General features: G+C 51.5%; 21 protein-coding genes. 9 read left to right on the plus strand and 12 right to left on the minus strand.

Going from position 1 to position 23,660, the window contains the following annotated elements; all coding sequences use genetic code 11:
• Window positions 1-59: 59 nt before the first annotated feature.
• The 4 genes from mlaD to IG82_RS0100105 all read right to left on the minus strand — a co-directional run bounded on the left by mlaD (window position 60) and on the right by IG82_RS0100105 (window position 3,392).
• Window positions 60-518 carry an outer membrane lipid asymmetry maintenance protein MlaD gene (gene mlaD / locus IG82_RS0100090; protein ID WP_082191968.1) on the minus strand — a complete coding sequence of 153 codons (459 nt, stop codon included), beginning with the start codon at window positions 516-518 and terminating at the stop codon, window positions 60-62.
• The gene (locus IG82_RS0100095) at window positions 502-873 is read right to left on the minus strand and encodes an NADH-ubiquinone oxidoreductase subunit NDUFA12 family protein (protein ID WP_052545510.1); all 372 of its coding nucleotides are present in this window, start codon (window positions 871-873) and stop codon (window positions 502-504) included. Before IG82_RS0100095 ends, mlaD begins: the two co-directional genes overlap by 17 nt.
• Before the next feature lie 88 nt (window positions 874-961).
• Window positions 962-1,507 (minus strand): NADPH-dependent FMN reductase, encoded by a 546-nt coding sequence (locus IG82_RS0100100; RefSeq protein WP_031933685.1) that lies wholly within the window; start codon window positions 1,505-1,507, stop codon window positions 962-964.
• 145 nt (window positions 1,508-1,652) lie between these two features.
• Window positions 1,653-3,392 (minus strand): hypothetical protein, encoded by a 1,740-nt coding sequence (locus tag IG82_RS0100105; RefSeq protein ID WP_156095261.1) that lies wholly within the window; start codon window positions 3,390-3,392, stop codon window positions 1,653-1,655.
• Window positions 3,393-3,661: 269 nt separating this feature from the next.
• On the opposite strand from IG82_RS0100105, the gene IG82_RS0100115 reads away from it, so the two are divergent.
• The 8 genes from IG82_RS0100115 (at window position 3,662) to IG82_RS07365 (ending at window position 11,838) form a co-directional block, all read left to right on the plus strand.
• Window positions 3,662-4,465 (plus strand): LpxI family protein, encoded by an 804-nt coding sequence (locus IG82_RS0100115; RefSeq protein WP_031933688.1) that lies wholly within the window; start codon window positions 3,662-3,664, stop codon window positions 4,463-4,465.
• Window positions 4,466-4,494: 29 nt separating this feature from the next.
• Entirely contained in the window at window positions 4,495-5,730 is a 1,236-nt protein-coding gene (gene lpxB, locus IG82_RS0100120; RefSeq protein ID WP_052545512.1) for a lipid-A-disaccharide synthase, read from the plus strand.
• A 19-nt stretch (window positions 5,731-5,749) separates the two neighbouring features.
• Window positions 5,750-5,986, plus strand: coding sequence for a succinate dehydrogenase assembly factor 2 (locus IG82_RS0100125; protein WP_052545514.1), 237 nt, complete (start codon window positions 5,750-5,752; stop codon window positions 5,984-5,986).
• Between the two features lie 145 nt (window positions 5,987-6,131).
• Window positions 6,132-6,836 carry a Bax inhibitor-1/YccA family protein gene (locus IG82_RS0100135; RefSeq protein WP_031933691.1) on the plus strand — a complete coding sequence of 235 codons (705 nt, stop codon included), beginning with the start codon at window positions 6,132-6,134 and terminating at the stop codon, window positions 6,834-6,836.
• A 32-nt stretch (window positions 6,837-6,868) separates the two neighbouring features.
• Window positions 6,869-7,801, plus strand: coding sequence for a uracil-DNA glycosylase (locus IG82_RS0100140; protein WP_216476108.1), 933 nt, complete (start codon window positions 6,869-6,871; stop codon window positions 7,799-7,801).
• Window positions 7,776-8,039, plus strand: a complete 264-nt coding sequence (locus IG82_RS07025; RefSeq protein WP_168338495.1) for an AtpZ/AtpI family protein — start codon at window positions 7,776-7,778, stop codon at window positions 8,037-8,039. The genes IG82_RS0100140 and IG82_RS07025 overlap by 26 nt, the downstream gene beginning before the upstream one ends.
• 541 nt (window positions 8,040-8,580) lie before the next feature.
• Entirely contained in the window at window positions 8,581-9,948 is a 1,368-nt protein-coding gene (locus IG82_RS0100150) for a fibronectin type III domain-containing protein (protein ID WP_216476109.1), read from the plus strand.
• A 693-nt stretch (window positions 9,949-10,641) separates the two neighbouring features.
• On the plus strand, window positions 10,642-11,838 hold the full coding sequence (locus IG82_RS07365) for a fibronectin type III domain-containing protein (protein ID WP_408605311.1): 1,197 nt from the start codon (window positions 10,642-10,644) through the stop codon (window positions 11,836-11,838).
• On the opposite strand, the gene IG82_RS0100165 is transcribed toward IG82_RS07365, so the two are convergent.
• The 8 genes from IG82_RS0100165 to IG82_RS07195 form a co-directional block, all read right to left on the minus strand.
• Complete coding sequence (locus tag IG82_RS0100165) at window positions 11,790-14,060, minus strand: ComEC/Rec2 family competence protein (protein WP_031933695.1); 2,271 nt, start codon at window positions 14,058-14,060, stop codon at window positions 11,790-11,792. The genes IG82_RS07365 and IG82_RS0100165 overlap by 49 nt on opposite strands.
• Before the next feature lie 8 nt (window positions 14,061-14,068).
• Window positions 14,069-15,799: an ABC transporter ATP-binding protein/permease gene (locus IG82_RS0100170; protein WP_031933696.1), complete on the minus strand. Its 1,731-nt coding sequence runs from the start codon at window positions 15,797-15,799 to the stop codon at window positions 14,069-14,071.
• Window positions 15,800-16,042: 243 nt separating this feature from the next.
• Window positions 16,043-16,309: a hypothetical protein gene (locus IG82_RS0100180; RefSeq protein WP_156095263.1), complete on the minus strand. Its 267-nt coding sequence runs from the start codon at window positions 16,307-16,309 to the stop codon at window positions 16,043-16,045.
• A 133-nt stretch (window positions 16,310-16,442) separates the two neighbouring features.
• The gene (locus IG82_RS0100185; protein ID WP_052545519.1) at window positions 16,443-16,766 is read right to left on the minus strand and encodes a F0F1 ATP synthase subunit delta/epsilon; all 324 of its coding nucleotides are present in this window, start codon (window positions 16,764-16,766) and stop codon (window positions 16,443-16,445) included.
• Window positions 16,763-18,388, minus strand: a complete 1,626-nt coding sequence (gene atpD, locus IG82_RS0100190; RefSeq protein ID WP_082191972.1) for a F0F1 ATP synthase subunit beta — start codon at window positions 18,386-18,388, stop codon at window positions 16,763-16,765. The genes IG82_RS0100185 and atpD overlap by 4 nt, the downstream gene beginning before the upstream one ends.
• A complete protein-coding gene (locus tag IG82_RS0100195) occupies window positions 18,382-19,239 on the minus strand; it encodes a F0F1 ATP synthase subunit gamma (RefSeq protein ID WP_031933700.1) in 858 nt (285 codons plus the stop codon). The genes atpD and IG82_RS0100195 overlap by 7 nt, the downstream gene beginning before the upstream one ends.
• Window positions 19,240-20,769, minus strand: a complete 1,530-nt coding sequence (gene atpA, locus IG82_RS0100200; protein WP_031933701.1) for a F0F1 ATP synthase subunit alpha — start codon at window positions 20,767-20,769, stop codon at window positions 19,240-19,242.
• Between the two features lie 16 nt (window positions 20,770-20,785).
• Entirely contained in the window at window positions 20,786-21,325 is a 540-nt protein-coding gene (locus IG82_RS07195; protein WP_031933702.1) for a F0F1 ATP synthase subunit delta, read from the minus strand.
• Between the two features lie 240 nt (window positions 21,326-21,565).
• Here IG82_RS07195 and IG82_RS0100210 point away from each other — a divergent pair, with 240 nt between their 5' ends.
• Window positions 21,566-23,500, plus strand: a complete 1,935-nt coding sequence (locus tag IG82_RS0100210; protein ID WP_172642839.1) for a hypothetical protein — start codon at window positions 21,566-21,568, stop codon at window positions 23,498-23,500.
• Window positions 23,501-23,660: the final 160 nt, after the last annotated feature.

Below are 23,660 nucleotides of genomic sequence, written 5' to 3' on the forward strand. Positions count from 1 at the left end.
AGGGGAGGCACAAGGTATTTGACCAGAAAAGGGTGAGGCAAGAGGTACGCGTCAGGAGATTATTTTTTGTCTAAGCCAAACACAAGGTGGCTGATCATTTTTTCAAAGCTCACAGAACCTTGCGTGCGTTCGATGGTGCCGCCATATTTCAGCATGTGGGTGCTGTTGCCAGGGTGAATGCTGACAAACTTCCCACCCAAAAGGCCTGTGCTTGTGATGTTGGCGTTACTGTCATCAGGGATAGAGAATTGGGTATAGATGCTCATGACCACCTTGGCCATAAAATTTTCAGCATTGAGCGAAATGGCTTTGACGTGTCCGACCTTGACGCCGCCAATGCGCACGGCCGCATCTTCCGACAAACCTTCAACGGATTGAAAATAGGCCAACACGTCATAGGTGCTCATGGCACGATGCACATCTGTTTTTTTACCTGCAAAAATAAGGAAAAGGAGCGCAGCACCCATGACAACGCCCCCCAATATGGTTTCTAGTGTTGTTTTATATTTCATGATCATCGATAGCAGGGGTTTGAGGCGGATGCCACGCTTGATAAGGGTAGCTCTTTTTGGCAATAGAAGGCGTACGTGCAGGATGAAAGGCGTAAGGGGTGCCCGTCAGGTTAGGTCTGTGGGGTTTTTGCCAGGGGTAGGCCATCTTTGTGGCGGTTTCGGGAAACTCTGTCATGTGATGAAGCCATCCATACCATAGCGGCGGCACTTTGGTGGCGTGAGCCATGCCAGCATACAGAACCCAGCGCGGCTCGTTTTTCCAATGACCACGATAGTTTTTTTTTCGATAATAACGGTTGCCTAAGTGATCTTTGGCCACAAGTTGGCCGTGTAGCCATGATTTGAGGCGCATGGTGATCATAATGTGTTTCCTCTGCTCTTTTGTTCCATTGTGACAAAGATAACCTAATATTTCGTAAGAGGTTTATACCATAACCTGTATGTCAAGGTCACGACACGACCTTGTCACAATGGTCCTGAAAAGTTTGCATAAACGTTTGTCCTTGCTTTTGTAGCCCGTCTATCAACGGCTCACCCGCCTCACTTAAGGTTTTTGTGGTGGTTTTGATGGCCAGCATAGATGACATGGGTATAAGTCCTAAGGCCGAAGCAAAGGTGCGCAAAGGTGCTTGTGCCCTTATGCCCCCCCATTCGCCCACAGAATAGGTCACAAGAGCCGCGGGTTTCCCTGTATATTCTTGATAAAAAAAGTTCATCATATTGAGCAAGCCCGGTTGGGGGAGGTGGTTATATTCACCCGACACAATGACAAATCTGTCACACCCAAAAATCAGCTTTCTGCAGGCCTCAAGGGCCTCAGGTTTCGGGGAAAGGCTGTGATATGGGTCACGCAGAAAAGGGATGTCTAACTCAGCGGCGCTGATAATATGGGGGTTAAGACCGACGTCTTCGCCTAAGCGTTTGATAAACGCGACTGCCCGCGTGCCCAAGGCTGGGCTTCGGTATGAGCCAAACATAATGCCTAACGCGGCCATACGTGATGCTTTCTGAAACGCAATGCTCTTCCTCTTATTTTCGCATAATGTGTGTAAAAAGAAAATAAATCTGTAGATAATAGGGCACGTGGGGCGCCTTGCACATAACGCCTGCTCAGATCTGGTGCCTTTGTGCCCCCTGCGTTCATGAGGCTGATTTTACGCTTTTGGCAGATGTGCCGATGCGTTGCCTCGTTTCTGCCCACCACATTTCAAGATAGCGTGAGAGGATGATCACAGACTCCTTATCTCCAAAACGGATTGTGCACTGTTCTGGTGTTTTAATATAGATGGGTCCCGCCTTGATGAGAGGGAGTGGCGTATGACCAGGTTTTGCGGCTAAGTCAATACGGGCATGAAGGGCATCCACCCCATCTGTGCCCTTCACGTTCTGTGTGCGCCAGATGGTGAGCTCCACATCCCGTGAGGCCAAAACCTCACCTTCAAGATTGACCAACACAATTGAGAGTTCCTTCCAGGTAATGTCCGTATTCTTAAGTTTAAGAAAGGGAACGCCCTGGGCATGGATGGCCTCATCTGTAAGGGCTGTTTCTGGAAGGGAAAGCTTCAGGAAAGACGCTAAGGCTCGATAGCCGTTGGCAAGATCCATGGCGGCCAGGGCATCATCTGTCACCGGGTGCGTTACAGAAAAAACAAAAGCGTCTGCAGAGAACACGGGCCAATCGCGAATGGGACCCGGGCCCGCGCATAGGGCTATGTGAGAGAAGAAAGACTGTGGGTCTGGGTCGGGGCTAGAAAACCTTTGTGGCAGAGGATCTTCCTCTAGGGGGTCTTCATGTTCAGGAATCAACAAAGCCGTTGAATCGGACCTACCACCAACGGGGGCATTGGCCCGTTTGCCCTTTGAGCTACGACCTTGAGGCATGCGTGTGGGGGCCTTTGGAGGGGGGAGAGAATCGACATAGCCCCACTCATTCCCAGCACAGAAAAGGGTGGGGGGGCATGGCCCTTCGGCCCTGTCAAGGCTGTGGCGGGGAATGGCAATAAAGCGTCCCCAAAACGTGACGCCAGATAACGTATCACCATGGTGAGGGAAAAGGCGATCATGGGGAAAAGGATGCATGGGGGACATACCCACATTCGTTGTTGAAAAAAATTTCGCGGTTTCTGTGATGGCCATGGCAGGAAAGAATGGTGTCTCAACGTGGTAGGTGCCCACAGGGTCAGCATCACTTTTTGCAGGGTGACTGGCTTTCTGGGCAGCTGCCAGGTTAGGGCTTTCCTTTGCATAGATACACCGTTTAAGGTTAGGGGCATCAACGCCCTCAAGGTGATAAGAAGATAAAAACCCAGATCCAAAATAGAGGCACGTAAGGCGCTTACTTCGCAGTGGGGGGAAGACAGCCTGACACCGTTGACTCAAATAGACTTCATGACAGATCCAATAGAGGATGTACTCTTCCTTTTCGGCTTTTCTGTCGGTGGGGAGCCGCTGTGTAAGCAAATCATACACATCATCCACAGACGACGCAGCTGAAAGTGTTGGAGGCACTTTGTGTTCCTTTTTTTTGGCAGGTGACACAGGGTCGAATTGTTGTGTGAAGATACGAAAGAAGGTGCCTTTGTAGGCGGTGTCTGTTGGGGGCATGTAATAGCACAGAGCGGCTTCTTGTGAAGGCTGTCCTTCCTCACGCGTGCGGACAGTGAGCCAACAGGTATCCCCAGGCTTCATCCGCTGAAAAAAGGTTGGACTGGCTGGCTTTTCAGAAGGGGCAAGCGTTTCATATCTTTCATGGCCATCATAGCGTGCGCGCATTCCAGATGCATGGCCGTCAGCCGGGCCTGCTTCGCCATCGCTTCCTTTGCCCATAAGAGCGGCGTGCATAAAAAAAAGACACAGCACCGCTGCCGTCCCCCTCAACATTCTCTTTTTCATGAAGCCATCCACGTATCATCCATCGTCGCTCGCAACCTATCAAAACGTGCCCATTTGTCAACAATAAAGAGGAAAGCCGTGGTAGGTGGGCTGTGGGGGAACGCTGTGCATCCTGTCTTGAGGATAGGGATGGCCCCCTCTTATGGCGCTGGGCTTCTTCTTATAACATCACCCAGTGCCACCACCAAAAAGAGCTAGGGCAATGCGGCAGGGTATGCTAGCCTGAGTCTATCATCAGGGTGAAATAAGGAGCCGCCATGAAGGCCTTAGGCATCATTGCAGGGGAAGGGGCGTTTCCCCTCCTGCTCGCGCGCCGGCTGCAAGAAGGAGGACGGTCTTTTGTGGTGCTCAGCTATGGGCACGATCATCAGGAGGCCACCTGGTCAGCGCCGCACCTTTCTCTATCGCTGGGGCAGGTGGGCAAGGCCCTGGCTTTTCTGCGTCAGCATCACGTGGCGCAGGTGGTGATGGCCGGGGCGTTTCAGCGTCCTTCACTAAGTTCACTGCGTGTGGATTGGCAAGGAAGCCGCTGGTTGGGTGCCCTCATGAAGCAACCAAAAGGGGACGATCATTGGCTCCGTTTTCTCGCCACACAATTGGCCAAAGAAGGTATGGAGGTGGTGAGCCCACAGTCGATTCTGCCTCACACGCTGCCTGGCGCAGGCGCTTTTTCTGACCATGTGCCCACCCGTGAAGACCAGGGGCATATCCACAAGGGTCTTGATGTGTTAGATGCGTTGTCTCCTTTTGATGTGGGGCAAGCCCTTGTCACAGAATTGGGGTGGGTTGTGGGCATTGAAGCTGCCGAAGGTACCGATGGCCTCATTCAACGCACACAGCCCTTGATGCGTGAGCATAAAAAGGCTTTTTTGATTAAAAGCGCCAAAAAAACACAGGATGTGCGGCTGGATCCTCCGGTGGTGGGTATGCAGACCCTGAGATTTTTGCTAGATTGTGGCTTCGCAGGCCTTGCTTTTCGCGCGAAACAGATTATTTTCTTAGAACCGGCCCCCATGAAAGCATTAGCAGACCGTGAAGGGCTGATCATGTGGGGGGTGTGAAGATTCGTTTATCATGAGGGATATTTTTTGTGGTGACAAATAAAGAGGGCGTCAAAGATAATATCAAGAAAGGCGTGCCCCAACAGCGTGGTCAGACGCGGCCTTTGTCGGTGTGCATTGTGGTGGGTGAGCCCTCGGGGGATGTGCTGGGCAAAGCTGTGATTGAGGCATTGCAGAAAAGCGGTACAGCCTATACCTTCTGGGGCATCGGCGGACCTTCCATGATGAAGGCCGGCACATTTACCTCTGAGGTGCCTTTGGCTACCCTGAGCCTGGGCGGTCTCTCTTTTGTGAAAAAGGGGCTGACCCTTGTGCGGGCGTTGATCAAGATGAGGCGCCAGTTGCGGCGGCGGCCAACAGACATCCTGATCACCATAGATGCGCCTGATTTTACGCTCCGTCTGGCAAAAAGTGCGCCATCCTCCTTGGTGAAAGTGCATTGTGTGGCGCCTTCTGTGTGGGCATGGCGCCCAGGACGCGCGCGTAAAGTGGCAGCTTTTCTTGATCATCTCTGCACGTTGTTTGCGTTTGAGGGGCCCTACTTTGAAAAGCATGGCTTGGCCACCACCTTTGTGGGTCATCCCACAGCAGACTGGGGGTATGATGCCTCACGGGATGTTCCCTTAGAAGCACTGTGTCCTGGCCTTTCGCCTAAGCGTCCCATTTTGCTGTTGATGCCGGGGAGCCGCATGCAAGAATTGAAGGCGATGGCCTCTCTGTTCCTAACCATCGGGCAAAAGGCTCAGACCTGTAGCCCACCGCCGCAAATTGTGGTGTTGACACTGCCGCATCTGAAACAAGAGGTGCAGAAATATGTAGATATATCCTTGGGCAAAGGTTATGTGGTGGCTTTTGAGGATGTGAAACAACGCTTGTCGCTTATGCGCGCTGCCACGCTGGCACTTGTGGCCTCAGGCACATCCACGCTTGAGCTGGCCATGGCGGAGTGTCCCATGGTTGTGGCCTATCAAGTGACGCCACTGTTGGCGTGGGGGCTGCGCCGAGTGCTCACAACGCCGGTTGTCAGTCTACCCAACATTTTGCTGGGCACCACGGTGGTGCCTGAATGTTTGCAAGAGGCGTGCTGTGAAGCAGGGGTTTGGCCTCATGTAAACTATTTGTTGCAACACACCCAAGCGCGCGCAAAACAGAAAGAACAGCTGTTGAGCCTGGCAGAAAAAGTGCGCGCATCGCACGCCTTTGGTCAGGGGGTGGCCTTGGCCGTTGCAAAGGCCTATGCCAAGAAAAAAGCTTCGCAAATTTAAGGATTGAGGTGCGTTTATCATGTCAGCAGCCATGAAAAAACGTTTGCATTTCAAGGGAACCCACAGGGGCATGCGGGAAGCGGATGTGCTGGTGGGACGTTTTGTTCATGCATGCCTGGCGCGTGCCCCCGAAGAGGTGTGGCCTGTGTTAGACGCATTTCTTGATGGGGATGATGGGGAGTTGATCAAAATCTTGACAGGGGGCGCGCCATGGCCTTCTTTTTGTGCACACCTTGCTGTGTATAGCGATGGCTAAACGCACGTTATGTCTTGTCGTTGTATGCATTTTATGCGGGTGGGCGTATTATTGGGCCAAGGTGATTTTATTTTTGATTTTTCGATATAATGGGCATACACTGAGGGTGTACCTTTCCTGGTGTGGTGAGTGAGGAGAAAAAGTCATGGATCGTTCATTGAATAAGTCGGTGGGGCGTGGCGGCGTTTTGGTTGACGCAGGCTTGCGCGTCTATATGCAAAAGGTGTTTTCTACCATGGGGTTGGGGTTGGCTTTGACAGGCCTGGTGGCTTATGTTGTGGCCAGTACGCCCGCTCTTTATGGCGTGATTTTGGGGACGCCTCTTGTGTGGGTGTTGTTGATTGCTACGTTGGCAGTGCCTGTGACCTTGGGGGCCAGCATTGGCCGCTTGCGTGCGTCCACAGCACAGATGCTGTTTTGGGGATATGCGGCCCTTATGGGGGCCACCACATCGTCTGTTTTTCTCATCTACGCCATGGAAAGCGTGGCACGTGTGTTTCTGATTACATCTTGCATGTTTGGCGGCATGAGCCTTTATGGGTATACCACCAAGCGTGACCTCACGAATTGGGGGTCCTTTTTGTTTATGGGGGTGTTGGGCCTTGTGTTGGCTTCGGTTGTGAATCTGTTTGTGGGCAGCACACCTTTGCAGATGGCGTTGTCTGTGGTTGCGGTGTTGGTGTTTACCGGGCTTACGGCCTATGATGTGCAAATGATTGCCAGGCTTTACCAACCCAGTGCTGGGGAGGATGTGCGAAAAAAGTCTGTTGTTTTGGGGGCGTTGTCTTTATATCTCGACTTCATCAACATGTTTTTTGCCTTGCTGCGCTTGTTTGGGGATCGCCGCTGATCCATTGCTTGTGAGCGGCATGGGGGGCTTGTGTGTCTAGGGTGTCTTCACTGGCCAGTCGTTTGTGGCTGTATCATGAGTGGGGGGTTGATGAGGGTTTTTTCCCGGTGGGTGCGCCTATGCCTTCCTTACGATCCATAGCCTCCTTTGTGCGCACGTCACACGTGCGTGACTCACAAAACCGTGACCACCAAACCTCTTCGGCAGAGGCCTCTTCACCCTTGTCTTCTTTGTCGACGCTCCCTTCTGTAATGGAAACTTCTGTGCGGTTGTCGTCCGCGTCGCCGGCTTTGTCTTCTCCTCCTTCCTTTTCGGTAACGGGGGAAGCGTCTGTGCGCGATATTGCCTCTCTTGAGGATCTGCGGGCTTTTGTCGACACCTTTGCTGGCTGTGACTTAAAAGCAACGGCGCAAACAACCGTGTTTTCAGATGGTGACCCGCAAAGCCGTGTGATGCTGGTGGGTGAAGCCCCGGGCGCAGAAGAGGATCGCCAGGGCAAACCGTTTGTGGGGCGATCAGGTCAGCTTTTAGATCAGATGCTAGCCGCTATTGGGCTGGATCGTCGCCATGTCTATATCGCCAATATTGTGCCGTGGCGTCCGCCTGGCAACCGTGTGCCTACGCCAGCAGAAATTGCAGCCTGTTTGCCGCTTATTGAAAAACATATTGCGCTAGTGAGTCCAGCGGTATTAGTATTATTGGGAAACACGGCCGTGCGCGCGTTGCTGCGATCTAAAGAAGGTATCACGCGCATGCGGGGCAAGCGTCATGTGTATCAAAACCCTTACGTATCCGGGCCCATAAAAACCATTGTCACCTTTCATCCTGCGTACCTTTTGAGATCACCTTTACAAAAACGAGGTGCGTGGCATGATTTTCTCAACCTTAAACATAGTATCGCATCATATACAGGGGATAGGCATGATCGAGATCAAAAACGTGAAACGAAAAATTACCAAACTTGAAGAAAACGGAAACCCCGCCAGGCGACGTGACACACATTGGGGTGCCTGGTTTTCTTTAGGCTGGCGGGTGGCCCTTGAGTGGCTGGTGGCTGTTCTTGTGGGTTATGGCGTAGGCACATTTTTGGATGAGTGGTTGCATTCAGAGCCGTGGGGGCTGATTGTGTTCTTGTTGTTTGGCAATATTGCCGGCCTGTTGAACATTTATCGCACCTACCGCAACGACGTTAAAACCTTTTAGCCTTCATAAACAAGCATATCGATCTTGTGTTATGTTGTGCGTGCATTGATTTTTTTGTCCCGGCACGCCTGCAGTGTTTTTGGTGTGAGCTATGTATCCTTGTGTATAACGCATACCTTTGATTGACGCTTAAAATGCTTAAAATGACATAACAGTTTGATTTTTTGTAGTTTTTGTGTAAAAATTGAACCAGCCTTAATCAAGGTGTTTATGGTTATGTTGTTTAGTCAAGGTGTTTATGATTATGTTGTTTATTTTTTGTATGGTGTTAGGGATGGCCCAATGTGCCTATGGTATCAATCTTAAAGAAGAGCCCAAAGAGGGGGATGGCATCCCTGTTGTTTCAGCCCATGCAGATTGGGAAGCGGAGGGGCAGTGGTATCGTGTATGTGTGGTGACGTTAAACAATCTTGGACCCCAAGATATGTCATATGTCAAATTAAGCTTTTTTTACGACCATCGACCTTTTAAGCACACGGGTACAGGTCCTTTTGCCCTACAGAATGTCGATGATGTGCCTGGATCTTGTTGGACAACGTATGTGTCGGATTGGATCTTACCCATCAAAGCAGGTGAAAAGAAAAGCGTTAAAATTGGTTTCAATTTTTCAGATGGTCTCGGCAATGAGTTAGATCCGCCCCAATCTTTCATCATTAATGATCAAGAAGACTATCCAGAAGAAGATACAATACCACCATCTGTACCTCAGAATTTAGAAGTACAAAGCATCAAACCCTACAGTTTTATATTTAAGTGGAGCCCCTCAACTGACAATGTCGGCGTTGCAGGGTATAACGTTCATTATCGCCTTGCCTCTCAAGAAGACTCAGTGCTTCATATATCGACGGCCCTGACATCTATTAAGATTGAAGGGTTAGAGCCTGAAGAAACGTATCACTGTCGTGTGTTAGCTTTTGATAAGGCTGGCAATCAATCGGAGCTTTCTGAATGGCTTTCCGTGATTACAAGTCAAGAAGGTGTAACACCGGAAGTGACAGGCAGAGAGGCTTTACCCTACGTGGATGCTTTGAGTTATCCCACACCTAATGCATCGGCTATGGTCGGTCTTTCTGGTGTCACGGGTTTATTTACAGGATTTGTGGTGGCACGTGACAAGAAAGCCTGCTGGGGAGGCTATTCCTTTGTTTACGATTCTAACACAGGGATGGAGGAATCAGCTGATGCCACAAAATCAAACTACCTCCGCCAATTTTTTGCTGAGCACCCTGATAGTATTATCTCTATTGGTGGTGCTGCTGGTTTGCCGATGGCTTCTATTAAGGGTATTACACCAGATGAGCTGTGCAACCTTTATGAGGGGATTTTGGACAATTATGACACCAAAGCGCTTGATTTTGATTATGAAGGAGGCTTTCTGGCTAACACAGGTGCACTTATGCTTCATATACAGGCAATACGTAAACTATTAGCGAATCGGCCTACAACACGTATCATCTATACACTGCCTGTGGATGGATCTCCAGGGTTACAAGGGTTTAATTATTATGGTGAAAGTTTTTTGACTCTTTTGGCTGAAGAAGCTATTTTCCCTAACGCTGTGCAATGCATGTTGATGGAGTTTGGAGCAGGGTCAAGTAATAATTTATTTGAAGCCTCTGTTGTGGCTTTGGAAGGTGCTCATGCTCATATGAAGAAAGCTTTTGGCCATAAATGGAATGACCAAGAAATTTGGCAGCACTTGGGTGCATGTCCGATGTTTGGCAAAAACAACAACGGGAAAGTCTTTACGTTGGAAAACCAAAAAGATCTCAACGCGTTTTGTCGGCAGAAGGGTATGCTTTTGATGTCAGGGTGGAGTATTGACCGTGATGCTAAGAGTATGGTGGGCATTGATGGCCACCAGCCCTATGATTTTTCCAAAGAGGTGGCTCAATTTTCTTTGACCTGAGGTTACCGTTGCCTCCCTGTTTTTCATGGGATGCATACATCCATAAGCGGCATTCCCTTTTGCCAAGGGGGTGCCGTTTTTTTGTGCCCACACACAGGGATGCTTGATGCGCAAAGAAAGGTGTGAGGTCACCTGTTTCCCTGTTTTTAGCTGCAGTTTGAATAAAATATTGATAAAAATATTGACATACTATCTTTTTTAGATAAAAAAGGTTTGTGGTGTAAAAAATTGAGGTTTATCCATATGTTATACGTTTTTTATATGTTTTTGATGCTTGTGGGCTGTGTAACGGCGGTGCAGGCTGTGGACCCCGTGGTGAAGGTGGAGGCATCGTGGGATGGGGATGATGCGTNNTATCGCGCGTGCTCCGTGACGGTGGAAAATCTGGGACCCCAGGATTTAGCGTATGCGAAGCTGGGTTTCTCTCACGCGTATCAGCCTGTTCAAGATACAGGGACCGGAGGTTTTCTTTTAAAAGATGAGAAAAACGGCCAGCCCTCAGAATGGGTATGTTATTTTTCAGATGCGCTCTTGCCGTTGAAGGCCGGGGAAGCAAAGAGTGTCAAAATTGGCTTCAACTTTTCAGATGGCACGGGGGCGAGTGCGGCCCTTCCCACAGACTTTACGATTAACGGCTTTGATCCTGCTGGAAGTGGAAGTGGAAGTGATGATGAGCCGCCCACGGTTCCGCAGATGCTGGTATCGGAAAACGTAAAGCCCCATAGTTTTTTGTTGAAGTGGGATCCATCCACCAATAATGTGGGCGTTGTGGGCTATAACGTGACTTATTATCCTTATGATGATATGCCGTCTTCGGCCACCATGGGCACGGTGTCCACCTCCACAAAGATTTCTGGTTTGTTGTCTGACAAAACCTATGGGTGCACAGTGTTGGCGTTTGATGCGGCTGGCAATAAATCCGCTGCCTCTGAAACGCTTCTTGTGACCACAACATCGGGCACGACACCTGGTGATCGCATGGCTGCCCCCTATGTGGACGTTGTGGGGTGTAAAAAGCCCAGCACCATGAAGATGGTGGATAAAGCCGGGTTAACAACCCTGATTGCTGGGTTTATCGAGGGGCGTGAAGACAAAGCTTGTTGGGCGGGTCATAGTATGATCTATAACCCCAACACAGATATCAACGAAGATGGGGACGCTGCGCAATCAGATTACTTACGCCAGTTTTTGAGCAACTATCCTGACAGCGCCATTTCGGTTGGTGGTCCCTATGGGTTGCCGCCGGCCGCCAATGCGTCTATCGATGTCAGCAAACTGACCGATATCTACAAAGGTATTCTTGATAACTATGGCGTTAAGACGCTGGACTTTTACTATGCCGGTGGATTTTTAGCCGACACCGAAGCCTTGGGTCGTCATGTGGAAGCTGTGGTCAAGCTTGTAGAAGGTCGTCCCGATACGCTTCTTATCTATACCTTGCCTGTAGATGCCTCCACGAACGTTCAGGGTTTCACGCGCCATGGTGAAAAGTTCTTGAAGCTTTTGTCAGGTAATGGGGTGGTGCCCGCCGTGGTGCAGTGCCTGCTGAAAGATTTTGGTGAGGGCTCTGGTGACAATCTCTATGATGCCTCGGTGGTGGCTTTGGAAGCTGCCCATGGGCAGATCAAGGAAATCTTTAGCGATGAGTGGTCGGATGATGATATTTGGACCCATATGGGGGCCTGTCCCATGTTTGGTAAAAACAATAACGACAAAGTGTTTACCCTGGCCAATCAAACCAGCCTCAATACATTTTGCCAAGGAAAAGGTATGTCATTGATGTCAGGATGGAGCATTGACCGTGACGCCAATGATGAGGTTGGCATCGATGACTACCAGCCCTATGACTTTTCAAAAGAAGTGGCTAAATTTGCGGTGGAGGCGCCTTGAGGATCCCTTAGCGCGATTGACCTAATCTTTGTGGGTCTAAAAAAGACAGTGCGTCCTTTGTGATGAGGGGTGTGCTGTTTTTTGTTGTTATGATGCGCGCGTTTCTTGTGAAGCGGCGGCTGGTATGTCCACGGCCTGCGGCCTTGAAGATCATAGCAAGAGCGCTTGAGAAAGGTTTTGTTGGGGGAAAGCCACACGCACACGCTGCCCTCACGCCACACAGAAAAGCGATCAAGGCGCAGCTTTTGCCGCCCTCCTTCGCACCTGAAACGCAACGGCTCGAGGGCACATACAATATCTGCCGCGCCGCAAAAGGGAAGGTGGCGGGTGCTTTGAGCAAGCAAAAGGTTGATGCCTTTGGGTGTGCGCTGAAAACAGCCATGGGTGTTGCCCAGCCAGGGGGCTTCAGGCCTTTGAAAGGGTAAGGTGCGCAAGGTTGTGGCGCCTGTGACTTTTTGCCACGTATCAAGGGCGAACCGGCATTTGCGCAGGGATGAAGCCCAAAGGGTGTGAGTGGCAGACTCAAAATAAGCCATGCACTTGCCCTCACTTTCCATAAAAATGTGGGGGGGGTGGGGGGTCCACAGCGCCCAAAATCCGCCTAATAACAGGGGCGCACACAGCCAGCGCAGCGGCGTTTGCCACAACAGCATCCACAATCCTGAAAGGGTGATAAGACCCAAGGCCCACGGCGCGCCAGCTGGCACGGTGACAGAGGCCAGAGGCCAAGCCGCCACAGTTTGGGCAATGGCGATCAGCCCTGAAAGAGCAAGGGCAAAAAAGGGGGCGACCCATGAAGCAACGCCCATCAGTGAGCACAACATAAGGGTCATCCCTAGTGGCATCACCACAAAGGTGGTGAGGGGAATGGCCACCAGGTTCGCCACCATGCCCAGCAGGGTGGCTTGATGAAAGGTGGCCGCAGTAAACGGGAGGGTGGCCAGCCCCGCAATCAGTGTAGACAAGAGGCTGATCCCCAACCACGAAAGGCCCGTGTGAAACCAGCGCTGTTGAAAACGCGTGGGCGCTTTGACCCGCTCAAACACCGCCACAAGGCTGGTGACTGCCGCGAAGGATAGTTGAAAACTGGGTGATAGCAAATTTTCAGGGCGAAAAATAAGAATAAAGGTGGCTGCAAAAGCCACCAGCCTTAAGGATAAAGGCGATCGATCAAGCAAAAGGGCTGTCATGGCCATGGTGGTCATGAAAAAAGCGCGCGTGGCAGGAATATGCACGCCAGAGAGGTGAAGATAGAGAAATGTGCCAAGAACGGTGGCCACCGCAGCTATTTTATGCAGGGGCCAGAACAGCACAGCCCGTTGCCACAGGCCGAGTAACGTATAGACCATAAAAAAGATAAGCCCGGCCACAATCGACATATGAAGACCTGAGATGGCCAGTAAATGGGCCATGCCGGCATCGGCAAAGTCAGCGCGCACAGAGGAAGGCAAGCCTGCTGTGTGGCCCGTGAGCAGGGCCGCTGCCACGCTGGCGTGGGGCATGGGCAAAACCTCAAACAAAACATGGGTCAGACGCTCACGCCATGGCTCCATCCACATCGTACGCCACAAGGGCGGCGGGGCGTGCCGTAGGGAAGGAGGGGTGAGGCAAAACCCCTTCGCGCCGATCCCCTGGAAATAGCACGTTCTGCGCATGTCATAGCCATAGGGCCACGTAGGTGGGGGGAGCTTGGTGAGGTTGGCTTTCACCCGTATGTGCTGTCCGGCGCGCAGCGTTTTCCACCCACACGGAATCCACAGCCGCACTTTGTGAAGGGCCAGGGTTGGCACAATGCGCGTCACCCGTACAATCACCCGCGCCCCCTTTATCGCTTGTGGCCCGCCTTTATAGCGAAGGTAAGTAACGTTTTCAATCACACCCTCAAGCGTGGCGCGTTTGACGTGGGTGTTGAGCATGGGTGTATTAAGGGCTTGTGTTCGCCACAAGGCGGCACTAAAGCCAAGGCACACGCAGGCAAGGCCCAGCAACACAATATGAAGGAGAAACAACGATCGATGATAGGTGAGCACCACCGCACCCACACACCCTCCGGCACACAGCGCTGCCCCGAGGGCCCACCAAAAGGGGGGTTCAAACGTGAGTGAAAAATAGAGGGCAATGCCCAGACCTAGCAGCACGGGCGTCCACAGGATGAAACGATCTTGCTCATGTGTCAAAAAAGTGGTGAAAAGCGAGAAAACTCGCGACCAGCGTGTGTGCATAAGATGGGTTACGCGTGAGAGTCGTTGTGAGAGGCGTTATGCGGGAACAGCCACACGTCTTGATGCAAGGCTTCGAGGGCAGGACGATGGCCCACGCTGATACACGTGGCTTTGGGGAAGCGGGTTTGGATCAGCTGATAAAGGGCTTGTTCTGATGATTCATCCAGGGCTGAGGTGGCTTCATCCAGAAAAATCCATGAAGGGTTGGCAAGTAGCAATCGCGCAAAACCCAGGCGCTGCTGCTCTCCACCGGAAAGCACCTGAGGCCAAAAAGCCTCATCCTCTAAACGCGTTTTGAGATGTGCCAGTCCTACGTCCTCAAGCACTTGCACCAGCAAGGTGGATGAAAAAGCTCTCGCCTCTTGGGGATAGGTTATCACATCTTTCAATTTGCCCAAAGGCAGGTAAGGTTTTTGGGGCAAAAAGAAAAAACGCGCTGCAGGATAATCAATGGTGCCCTCCCCAAACAGCCACATGCCCTGAAGCGCACGCAAGAGCGTGCTTTTGCCAATGCCTGAAGGCCCTTTGATTAAGGTGGAAGAGCTGGGCGCCAAGTTTTTGTCCCCCACATGTTGTATTTTTTTCCCTGCGGGCGTTGTTAAGGTGAGGTTGTGGATCACAAGCTCGGGCTTTTCATGGCTTTGGTATACGATATTTTTATGAGGCAGCGGTTGGTGCATCGTGCGCTCAAAAGCAATCAGACGGGTGAGGCTGGCTTTCCACTCAATAATGTCGGGATAGTTTTGCACAATGATGGTAAAGGCGTTTTCTACACTTCGAAACACAGAGAGCACCTGCATCAAAATGCCGATGGTGAGCTTTTCACCAAAATAGCGCGGCGCCATCAACAGCATGGGCACAATGATGCTGACCTGCATATAGCCATTGATCCAAAAGTTGACATAAAGCATTTTGCGCATAATGATCCGTGTGGTGAGATAAAGGTTATGCACAAACCCATCGGTGGTCTTTTTTTCTTTTGCCTCACCGTTAAGAAAGGCAATGCTTTCGCTGTGTTCGCGAATGCGAGCCAAGGCATAGCGCAAATCCCCTTCGCGTCGCTCTTTCTCCACATCAAGGGGCAACAGGGGTTTCATGACGTGTTTGGTGATGGCGGTGCCAAGAACGGCATAAAAAAACGCCACAAACACCAAATAGCCAGGGATCACGATATGATAACCCCACAACGAAAAAGACAGGGGGCCCGAGATCTGCCACAAAATCCCCAAAAACACAATCAGGGTAAACACTTCTTGCATAATTTTTGTAAAAAGAGTGAGCGTGTTGGTTGTGATATAAAGCAGGTCATCAGAAAGGCGCTGATCGGGGTTGTCCGTATCACCCGGCATAAGCTGCAGAAGATAATAGCGCACGTCACTCAACCAGATGGATATATAATGGTGGGAAAGAAAACGCCGCCAAAAAATTTTCAAAAGGGACTCGATATACGATCGCGCCATGAAAATAATGATATTGATGGCGGCAATGCCCACAAATACAATCATCAAAAAACGAAACTGGGGCAGGTCATAGGCTTGGAAAGAGTCATAAATAGCACGCTGCCAATAGCTAAAGGCCCCGTGAATGGCTGAATAGGCCACCATAGAGGCAATAAGCATGGCAAAAAGACTGAGGGCCCAGCGTGATTCGTGAGAACGAAAATACAATAAAAAAATGCGCCCCACATGGCGATAAAAATGGGGAACATGGTGATGATCGTGGTGTGTTTTTTTTAGCATAACGCCCCTGGTAAGCCATGTGTGTGAGAGGGATTATACATAACCCAAGCCGTTTGTAAAAAGAATAGGTGACTTCTTCTCCAAAAAGGGTTCCTTTGAAGAGAGGAACGTAATTTCCTTTTTCCAAAAAACGATCACCGTTTCCTCGAAAAGCAGGGCATACAGCCGGGAAAGGACGCTCATAAGAAAAGGGTTGGCAGGCGTTTTCAGGGTTACCCCAGGTGTGGGGGCACGGGTGGTGCTTTAGGGGGGGTGTGGCGTTGGCGCTGCCTTTTCCTCAGGGCCTTGGGGGGCATGCGGGAGAGGGCGTTCGTGCGAAAAGGTTTGGGCCCATAAATCATGGCCGCGCGCGGTGAGGGTGGTTTTTTCTTGCGTTAAGCGTACAAGCTCGCGATCTTTATGATGAAAAAGATCATCAGCTTGAAAGGCGCACATGTCTTTCATCGGCACACTGGCAATGTCAGGATAGGCTGCTTGCGGGGGGGTGTGTCCAAACCACCAGCTTCCCACACATGAGGAAAGCCCTAAACAGCTTAGCACACAGGCAAGGTGAGCCACCCACGGGCGGAAGGAGCGCAGCGTGCAACAGAGAAGGCATGCGCAAATACAGGTTGGTGCGGCGGCGTGGGGGCAACGAGGGCGGCTACCATACATAGGTGGATGGGTGCGGGTCTGTGACCGTATCTTCGTCAAAAAGAACCGCATGGGTGCTGAAAATCTTCACTTTGTGGGGACGGACGCTGATGATGCCCTCATGTGTTTCATAAATCACCGGCTCGTCTTTCCCTGGCAGCATAAGGCGCAAGAGGCCTTTGCTCAACACACTCAACAAAGGCGCATGCCCTTTATAAAGGGCCATATGACCATCCAAGGCCTTGCAAAACACAGCTTCCACCCTGTCATCAAACACAGATCCCGCAGGCGTTGAAAAGGTGAGGTGAAGGTTCGCGGCTTTGGCGTGACTCATGATTCCCCTAAATCCTTGGCTTTTTGATACACATCTTGAATGGTGCCCGTCATAAAGAAAGCCGCTTCGGGCACATCGTCCAATTCACCCTCCACAATGCGCTTAAAGCCATCAATGGTGTCTTCCCTCGATACAAACACGCCCGCAATGTTGGTGAAGGTTTCGGCTGTTTGGAAGGGCTGTGAAAGGAAGCGCTGGATTTTCCGGGCGCGTTTGACGGTGATCCGATCTTCCTCTGAAAGCTCTTCCATCCCCAAGATGGCGATGATGTCTTGAAGAGACTTATAGGTTTGCAATATTTTTTGCACCGAACGTGCCACGTCATAGTGTGTGTCCCCCACCACGGCGGGGTCAAGGACGCGCGACGTAGAGTCAAGGGGGTCAACGGCTGGGTAAATCCCCAAACTGGCAATGGTGCGCGAGAGCACCGTGCGAGCATCGAGGTGTGTAAAGGAGGTGGCAGGCGCAGGGTCGGTCAAGTCATCTGCCGGCACATAAATCGCCTGCACACTGGTGATCGAGCCCTTGGTGGTGGAGGTGATGCGCTCTTGAAGGGCTCCCATTTCTGTGGCCAGTGTGGGTTGATAGCCCACCGAAGAGGGCATGCGCCCCAAAAGGGTTGAAATTTCAGCGCCGGCCTGGGTGAAGCGGAAGATGTTATCAATAAAAAACAATACATCCTTGCCTTCAGCGTCGCGGAAGTATTCAGCCATGGTGACGCCTGACAAGGCCACCCGGGCACGCGCGCCTGGCGGTTCGTTCATTTGGCCATAAATAAGGGCGGCTTTCGAGGTGTCGTCTTCAAGGTCAATCACGCCTGAGTCGATCATTTCGTGATAAAGATCATTGCCTTCCCGGGTGCGTTCACCCACGCCGGCAAACACAGAATACCCACCATGTGCTTTGGCAATGTTGTTGATCAGCTCCATAATCAGCACGGTTTTGCCCACGCCGGCGCCACCAAACAGCCCAATTTTGCCGCCCTTCAAATAGGGACACAGCAAATCGATCACCTTGATGCCTGTGCCCAACACTTCAGCGTCAGTGGACTGTTCGATAAACGTGGGGGGCGCGCGGTGAATATTCCACTGCTTTTTGGTTTTGACGGGCCCGCGGCCATCAATGGGCTCACCGGTTACGTTAATAATGCGTCCCAAGGTTTCAGGGCCGACAGGAATTTGGATTTCTCGGCCCAAATCCTCCACCGGTTGTCCGCGGTAAAGCCCTTCCGTGGCATCCATGGCGATGGTGCGCACACACTCTTCTCCAATGTCTTGCGCCACCTCTAAGATAAGATCGGGTCCATTTTCCATCTTAACGGCAAGCGCGCCTTGAATGGGCGGCACATGGTCCTCAAAATGAACATCCACAATGGGCCCTTGTATTTGGGTGATGACGCCCCTTTTGTGGGTGGCTTGTGTTTTATTGCCAGAAGGGTTTTCGCCAGGGGGGTTGCGGCCAGGCGCTTTCCTTTCAGGTGTTTTGCCGACACGTGGCTTTCTACCAGATGGTTTGCTCTCAGGTGTTTTGGCCACGCGCTCTTTTTTTACAGACGCAGCCTTTGTGGCTTTCCCAGGCGTTGATACACGTGAGGAAGGGGGGGTAGATTCTTTTGTTAACATAGGGCCTGTGCTCCTGAAATAACTTCGGTCAGTTCTTTGGTGATCATCGCTTGACGCTGGCGGTTATAGCTTAGGCCAATGTCTTCCAAGATCTCTTCGCTGTTGCGTACCGCGCCATCCATGGCTGTCATGCGGCAGCCCTCTTCACTTAAGATGCTTTCTACAAAAAGGTGATAGAGCGCAAACACAAGGTAGGTCTGGATCCAATGTCGGACAAACAAAGCCCGTGTAGGCTCAAGGGTCACGTCAGGCAGCAGACCTGGTTTGTGGGAAGAAGCGGTGAGTGGCGCCAAGAGATCATTCAAAGACAGCAATTTTACATCTTGAGATAAGGCGTTCTTAAAGTGTGTAGAGACAACACAAATGCGCCCAATCTTTTTGTCGTCATAAAGGTGCACGGCCTCTTCTAAGAGGGTGGCCATAGCGTCTGTCTGCACCTGTTTGAACTGGGCTTCTGTCTTGAAAAGCGTATGTCCGCGCCCCTTGAGTTGGGATGCCAGCCGGTCGCCAAAAACATACATAAGAGGCGGCTCTTTTTCCTGTGCGATGTGAGTTTCGATAGAGCGAATCAATTGCGTGTGAAAGTGTCCACAGAGCCCTCTGTTAGCGCCAAGGATGATCCATAAGGACGGCCTGTTGTTCACGTGGTGCGTATAATGTGGAAAATCTTCAAGGGTAAGGGCGGCAGGGCCCGCGGCCATCATCAGCGCGTGTTTTTGCTTGCGCGTTTCTTTGAACAGGGCATCAAATCGTTTCAATTTGGCGGCAGCCACCATTTTCATGGCTGACATAATTTTTTTTGTGGACGTCACCGCATCACGTCGCTGGCTGAGGCTTTGAAGCGTGGGCATCTATACAAACCTTTCCATAAACGTCACCAAGAAGGTGTTAAGCTTCTTTTCCACAGCCGCAGAAAGGGCGGCATCCTTTTCAATGCTGGTTAGAATGAGGCTTTTATCCTCACGCAGGGCGGCGAGAAATTCATCAGAAAAACGTATAAACGCATCCTCGTGAAGATCGTCGAGATATCCCCTCGTACCTGCAAACAAAAGCACTACCTGCTCTGCCATAGACAAAGGAGAATAGGGCGGCTGTTTCAGCAGCAAGGTGAGGGCACGCCCACGAGTGAGCAGTTGTTTTGAGGTGCTGTCTAGGTCGGAAGACAGCTGAGAAAAAGCCTGCATTTCTTTGTATTGCGCAAGTTCAAGCTTGATTTTACCCGCCACCTGCTTCATGGCTTTACGCTGTGCAGCTGAGCCTACGCGACTGACAGACGTGCCCACGTTAATCGCGGGGCGCAGACCTTCGTTGAACAATTTCGATTCAAGAAAAATCTGTCCATCCGTGATGGAAATAACGTTGGTAGGGATATAGGCGGAAATATCGCCCGCCTGGGTTTCAATAATCGGCAACGCTGTCAATGAACCGCCACCCGCATCAGCGCTCATTTTTCCGGCACGCTCCAACAAGCGGGCGTGAAGATAAAAAACATCTCCTGGGTAAGCCTCGCGTCCGGGGGGGCGTTTCAGCAACAAAGACATTTCGCGGTAAGCCACAGCGTGCTTGGAAAGATCGTCATAAATAATCAGGGCGTGCTTGCTCCGGTCTCTAAAATATTCCCCCATGGTGCAGCCCACATAGGGCACAAGGTATTGCAAGGAAGCAGGGTCAGAGGCATTGGCGGCCACCACGGTGGTGTATGCCATCGCGCCCTTTTCTTTCAATACCTGCACAAGGTGGGCGATGGTGGATTGCTTTTGCCCGATGCCTACGTAAATACAGTGCACCTGATTGTTTTCATCACCTGCGTCAAAGGCTTTTTTTTGGTTTAAGATGGCATCGATGGCCAGAGTTGTTTTGCCGGTTTGCCGGTCGCCAATAATCAGCTCTCGCTGTCCGCGTCCGATGGGCACCAGGGCATCGATGGCTTTAACGCCGGTTTGAAGAGGGGTGGAGACAGATTCACGTTCAATAATGCCAGGGGCCTTAGCATCGATATAGGCCGTTGACACATCCGTCAGTGGTCCATTGCCGTCAATGGGGCGACCTAAGCCATCAAGCACGCGTCCTAAAATGCCCATCCCTACCGGGGCTTCCACCATTTCGCCTGTGCGTTTGGCCAAATCACCTTCTTGCAAGTTTTGGCCGCTGCCCAACAGCACAATGCCCGTGGTTTCTGCATGGAGACTGAGGGCGATGCCCTGAACGTTGTCACCCAAAATCACCCGTTCCCCATATTTCACGCCATCAAGGCCCCAAACCGTGGCAATGCCATCACTCAGCGATAAGACGCGGCCCACCTCACGGGTTTCTGTCATGTGATCAAAATGTTTGATGTGGTCTTGAAGAACGGAGAGAGCCTCTGATGACGACAGGGTCATAACAATTTCCTTTTACCTAAACATGGGACAAAACGCCTTCTTTAAGGCGCATAAGGGCAGATCGCAAAGAGCTGTCCACCATTTTCGAACGCCAAACCCACACACTGCCTGCCAGCAGGCTGGGTTCGTGATGGGTATGCAAGCGAACGGGTTTTTGAAACGTGTTTTCCAATGCAGCTGTTTTGTTTTTGACTTCTGTGTCAGACAAAGGTGCTGATGTGGCAAGATGAACCGTCTCATAGCGCTGGGCTTCAAGATAATGCAGCAAATCAGGCAGCAGGCCAAGACGACCATTGGAGGTCAGTAGATCAAGATAGGCTATGGTGGTCTTGTTTAAGTTAAGCTTGCGGGCCACGCTCACCACAATGGCGGCCGCTTGGCGACGGGGAAGCCCTGATGTGATTAAACGCCAGGCTTGGTGCCCGCACAAAGCGTGAGCCACCTTGTTGAGCTCTGAAAGCAGGGGCGCGCCGGCGCCTGGTAATGTATGAAACAATTGAATGTACCGCGAAAGCTCAGCACTTGGACCCTGAACAAGCAGTTGGTTGATGCCCACAAGAACCCTCCACTCAAAACATCTTCTTCTACATAGCACAGCCATCCAAGGATCGGCAAGAGTGGACTCGGAAAATGGCGTGGAGATAGGGTTGGTTGCGGTCGCGGGTGACATGGGATTTGCCGCGGATGACATGAGTTTTGCAAATAAAAAATATTTAAAAGAGACATCTAAGTCACGAATATTGATCTTAACAAAAGGAACACACAATAAAAGAGACAAAATCGGGATGGAATGGTCATGGTGCACGCGCGTGCCACGTGGTTTCTTTTTGTTATGCTTGTTGCCCACCCATCGTGTTGGGGAAGCGGGAATGTGTTTGAGGGATATGTGTCCGCCGAAGACTATTGCCATGCGCAGGGATGGGCACCGCAACGGCAAGAGGGATTGATATTTGAAGGCGGGCTTCATGAGGCTTATCAGGCGCGTGTGCGTCAAGATCAAAGGCCTGGCGACCTTCCTCCACCCCGGCCGAGAGAGCACATAAGGCGCCGTCGTTCTTTGGGAGACACGCCAACCCTTCACGGGGGACAACGCCCACGCTCGGGTTCCTTTACCGAGGAAGGTGATAGAGAGCCCGGTCGCTTGCAAGAGTTGATGAGCACGTTGGGGACCCCCTTGAGGTGGCTGAGATCGGGAAGGAACCAAAGGACAGGGGGGGAAAGGCATCCCCCCGTGGCGGCAGGAGACGATCCAGCGCCCCTTCGAGATTCCCGTCTAAATGTGCATCTTCCAACCGCACATCTGACCGTTCCTGAGATTCGCGTGACAGCGCCCTCTATTGCGGGCATTGAAGAGGGGGGGCGTCAAGCTGCCACGTTGCCGCCTGGTGTGCAGGGGCCTGGAGGAGCCTCGCGATCACGGTCGTTGTCACGCATGAGGAATGTGTTCGGGCGTGGCCATCGATCGGCTTCCCCGTCACCACAGAGGCCCCAAAGGCCTTCTCCTTTACCCTCATCTTCTTCCGCAACGTTGCCTCCAACGCATCCCCCCATGACGTTTGAGCAGTTTAGGCAAGCCCCTGAAACAGCTGTGGAGGCGGGGTCACAGAGGTTCAGCGGTGGTGGCTCTGAGCCCCTAGGTGCATCGTCTGTATCTTCTCCTATCCCCCAGGCACAACCAAGATTTTCCACGATAAGCACACGGTTAACGTCTGAGGTGGCAAGGCGTCTTGAGGCCAATCGATCAAGCCCTGGAGAACACATTGTGTGGGGGGCGTTGCAACGCCCTTGCCCCACATCCCTCGGCGTTCATGGAGGTAATCCTCTATCTGACACAGAGAGGACATCTGCTGAGAGCACCTCTTTTGCAGCCCTTGTAAGCGGCACGGATGAGCATCTGGCCGGCACCTTACTCAGGGGCAGCGCGGGTTCCTTACCAGGCCTTGGATCTCAAAGTGGTGCATCTCCCCTGATTGAAAGGCGTGGGTCGTTACGGCGACGTGTGGGGTTGAGACCGGCTGGCGCCCCTGACACAGGGCGTTGGTCGCAGGCCTTGGATGCTTGGGGGAGAGAACAATCAGTTCATGCAGCCGTTGTGAATCCCATCAAGCATGCCTTGTGGCTGATGGGGCGCCCAGGGGGCGGCGGCAGGGATGCCAAACGCATCAAAGCCTTTCGCAAAGGGTTTAACAAGCACTTGGCCATCTTTGAAGAAGAAGGCCACTCTTTGGCATCTCCCAAAGCTCTTTTTTCCCTGAATGAGCTGGCTGTAGAGGCTATGGTGCTCAAGACCCTTCACCACATCAAACAAACGGTTGCGGACAACGATGACCGTCATCGCATCAATACTGCCTTTTTACTGTGGGCAGGGATGCGTCACGTGGCTATACAGCGCATTAAGAACACCTTCTTTTCAGATGAAGGGGCGAGGCAGGATCCACAAAGCTGCCATCAAGGGTTCGGTGTGTTAGCCTACCTCATGCAAGATATGGGCTTGTCTTGTGCCATGCCTCAAGATTATCAAGGGGTTCCTATTGAGAATCATACTTGGGCTAATGTGGTGCTGGGCCCTGACAATCTTGCCCCCAGAGAGCTTGCCAACGCCTTATGTGCGTGGGAGGCATGGAAGATATATCATCCCCTTCAAGTCTTCGGTGTGCAAGTGACAGGGATTGCACACAACCTTGTATCAGAAACGCAGGATGCATTGCGCACCCATGGCTATCTTCACTGATCCCCTTCATGCCTCCCGTCAGTGAGGGGGGTGAGGCAAGCGCCTTGTGTGAGTGTTTGAGGATTTTCATGACCTTTTCTTGAAAAATTAATGATTTTTCAATGACTTATGTCAAAAATTATCTTATAGAGACAAATTTTGTCAGCATAGGAGAGATGGT

Source organism: Candidatus Hepatobacter penaei (assembly GCF_000742475.1).
Taxonomy (GTDB): Bacteria; Pseudomonadota; Alphaproteobacteria; order Holosporales; family Hepatobacteraceae; genus Hepatobacter; species Hepatobacter penaei.

Coding starts and splice junctions, on each gene's coding strand:
- mlaD (WP_082191968.1), bottom strand. CDS start 518: ATGATCATGAAATATAAAACAACACTAGAAACCATATTGGGGGGCGTT.
- IG82_RS0100095 (WP_052545510.1), bottom strand. CDS start 873: ATGATCACCATGCGCCTCAAATCATGGCTACACGGCCAACTTGTGGCC.
- IG82_RS0100100 (WP_031933685.1), bottom strand. CDS start 1,507: ATGGCCGCGTTAGGCATTATGTTTGGCTCATACCGAAGCCCAGCCTTG.
- IG82_RS0100105 (WP_156095261.1), bottom strand. CDS start 3,392: ATGTTGAGGGGGACGGCAGCGGTGCTGTGTCTTTTTTTTATGCACGCC.
- IG82_RS0100115 (WP_031933688.1), top strand. CDS start 3,662: ATGAAGGCCTTAGGCATCATTGCAGGGGAAGGGGCGTTTCCCCTCCTG.
- IG82_RS0100125 (WP_052545514.1), top strand. CDS start 5,750: ATGTCAGCAGCCATGAAAAAACGTTTGCATTTCAAGGGAACCCACAGG.
- IG82_RS0100135 (WP_031933691.1), top strand. CDS start 6,132: ATGGATCGTTCATTGAATAAGTCGGTGGGGCGTGGCGGCGTTTTGGTT.
- IG82_RS07365 (WP_408605311.1), top strand. CDS start 10,642: ATGCTGGTATCGGAAAACGTAAAGCCCCATAGTTTTTTGTTGAAGTGG.
- IG82_RS0100165 (WP_031933695.1), bottom strand. CDS start 14,060: ATGCACACACGCTGGTCGCGAGTTTTCTCGCTTTTCACCACTTTTTTG.
- IG82_RS0100170 (WP_031933696.1), bottom strand. CDS start 15,799: ATGCTAAAAAAAACACACCACGATCATCACCATGTTCCCCATTTTTAT.
- IG82_RS0100185 (WP_052545519.1), bottom strand. CDS start 16,766: ATGAGTCACGCCAAAGCCGCGAACCTTCACCTCACCTTTTCAACGCCT.
- atpD (WP_082191972.1), bottom strand. CDS start 18,388: ATGTTAACAAAAGAATCTACCCCCCCTTCCTCACGTGTATCAACGCCT.
- IG82_RS0100195 (WP_031933700.1), bottom strand. CDS start 19,239: ATGCCCACGCTTCAAAGCCTCAGCCAGCGACGTGATGCGGTGACGTCC.
- atpA (WP_031933701.1), bottom strand. CDS start 20,769: ATGACCCTGTCGTCATCAGAGGCTCTCTCCGTTCTTCAAGACCACATC.
- IG82_RS0100210 (WP_172642839.1), top strand. CDS start 21,566: ATGGTGCACGCGCGTGCCACGTGGTTTCTTTTTGTTATGCTTGTTGCC.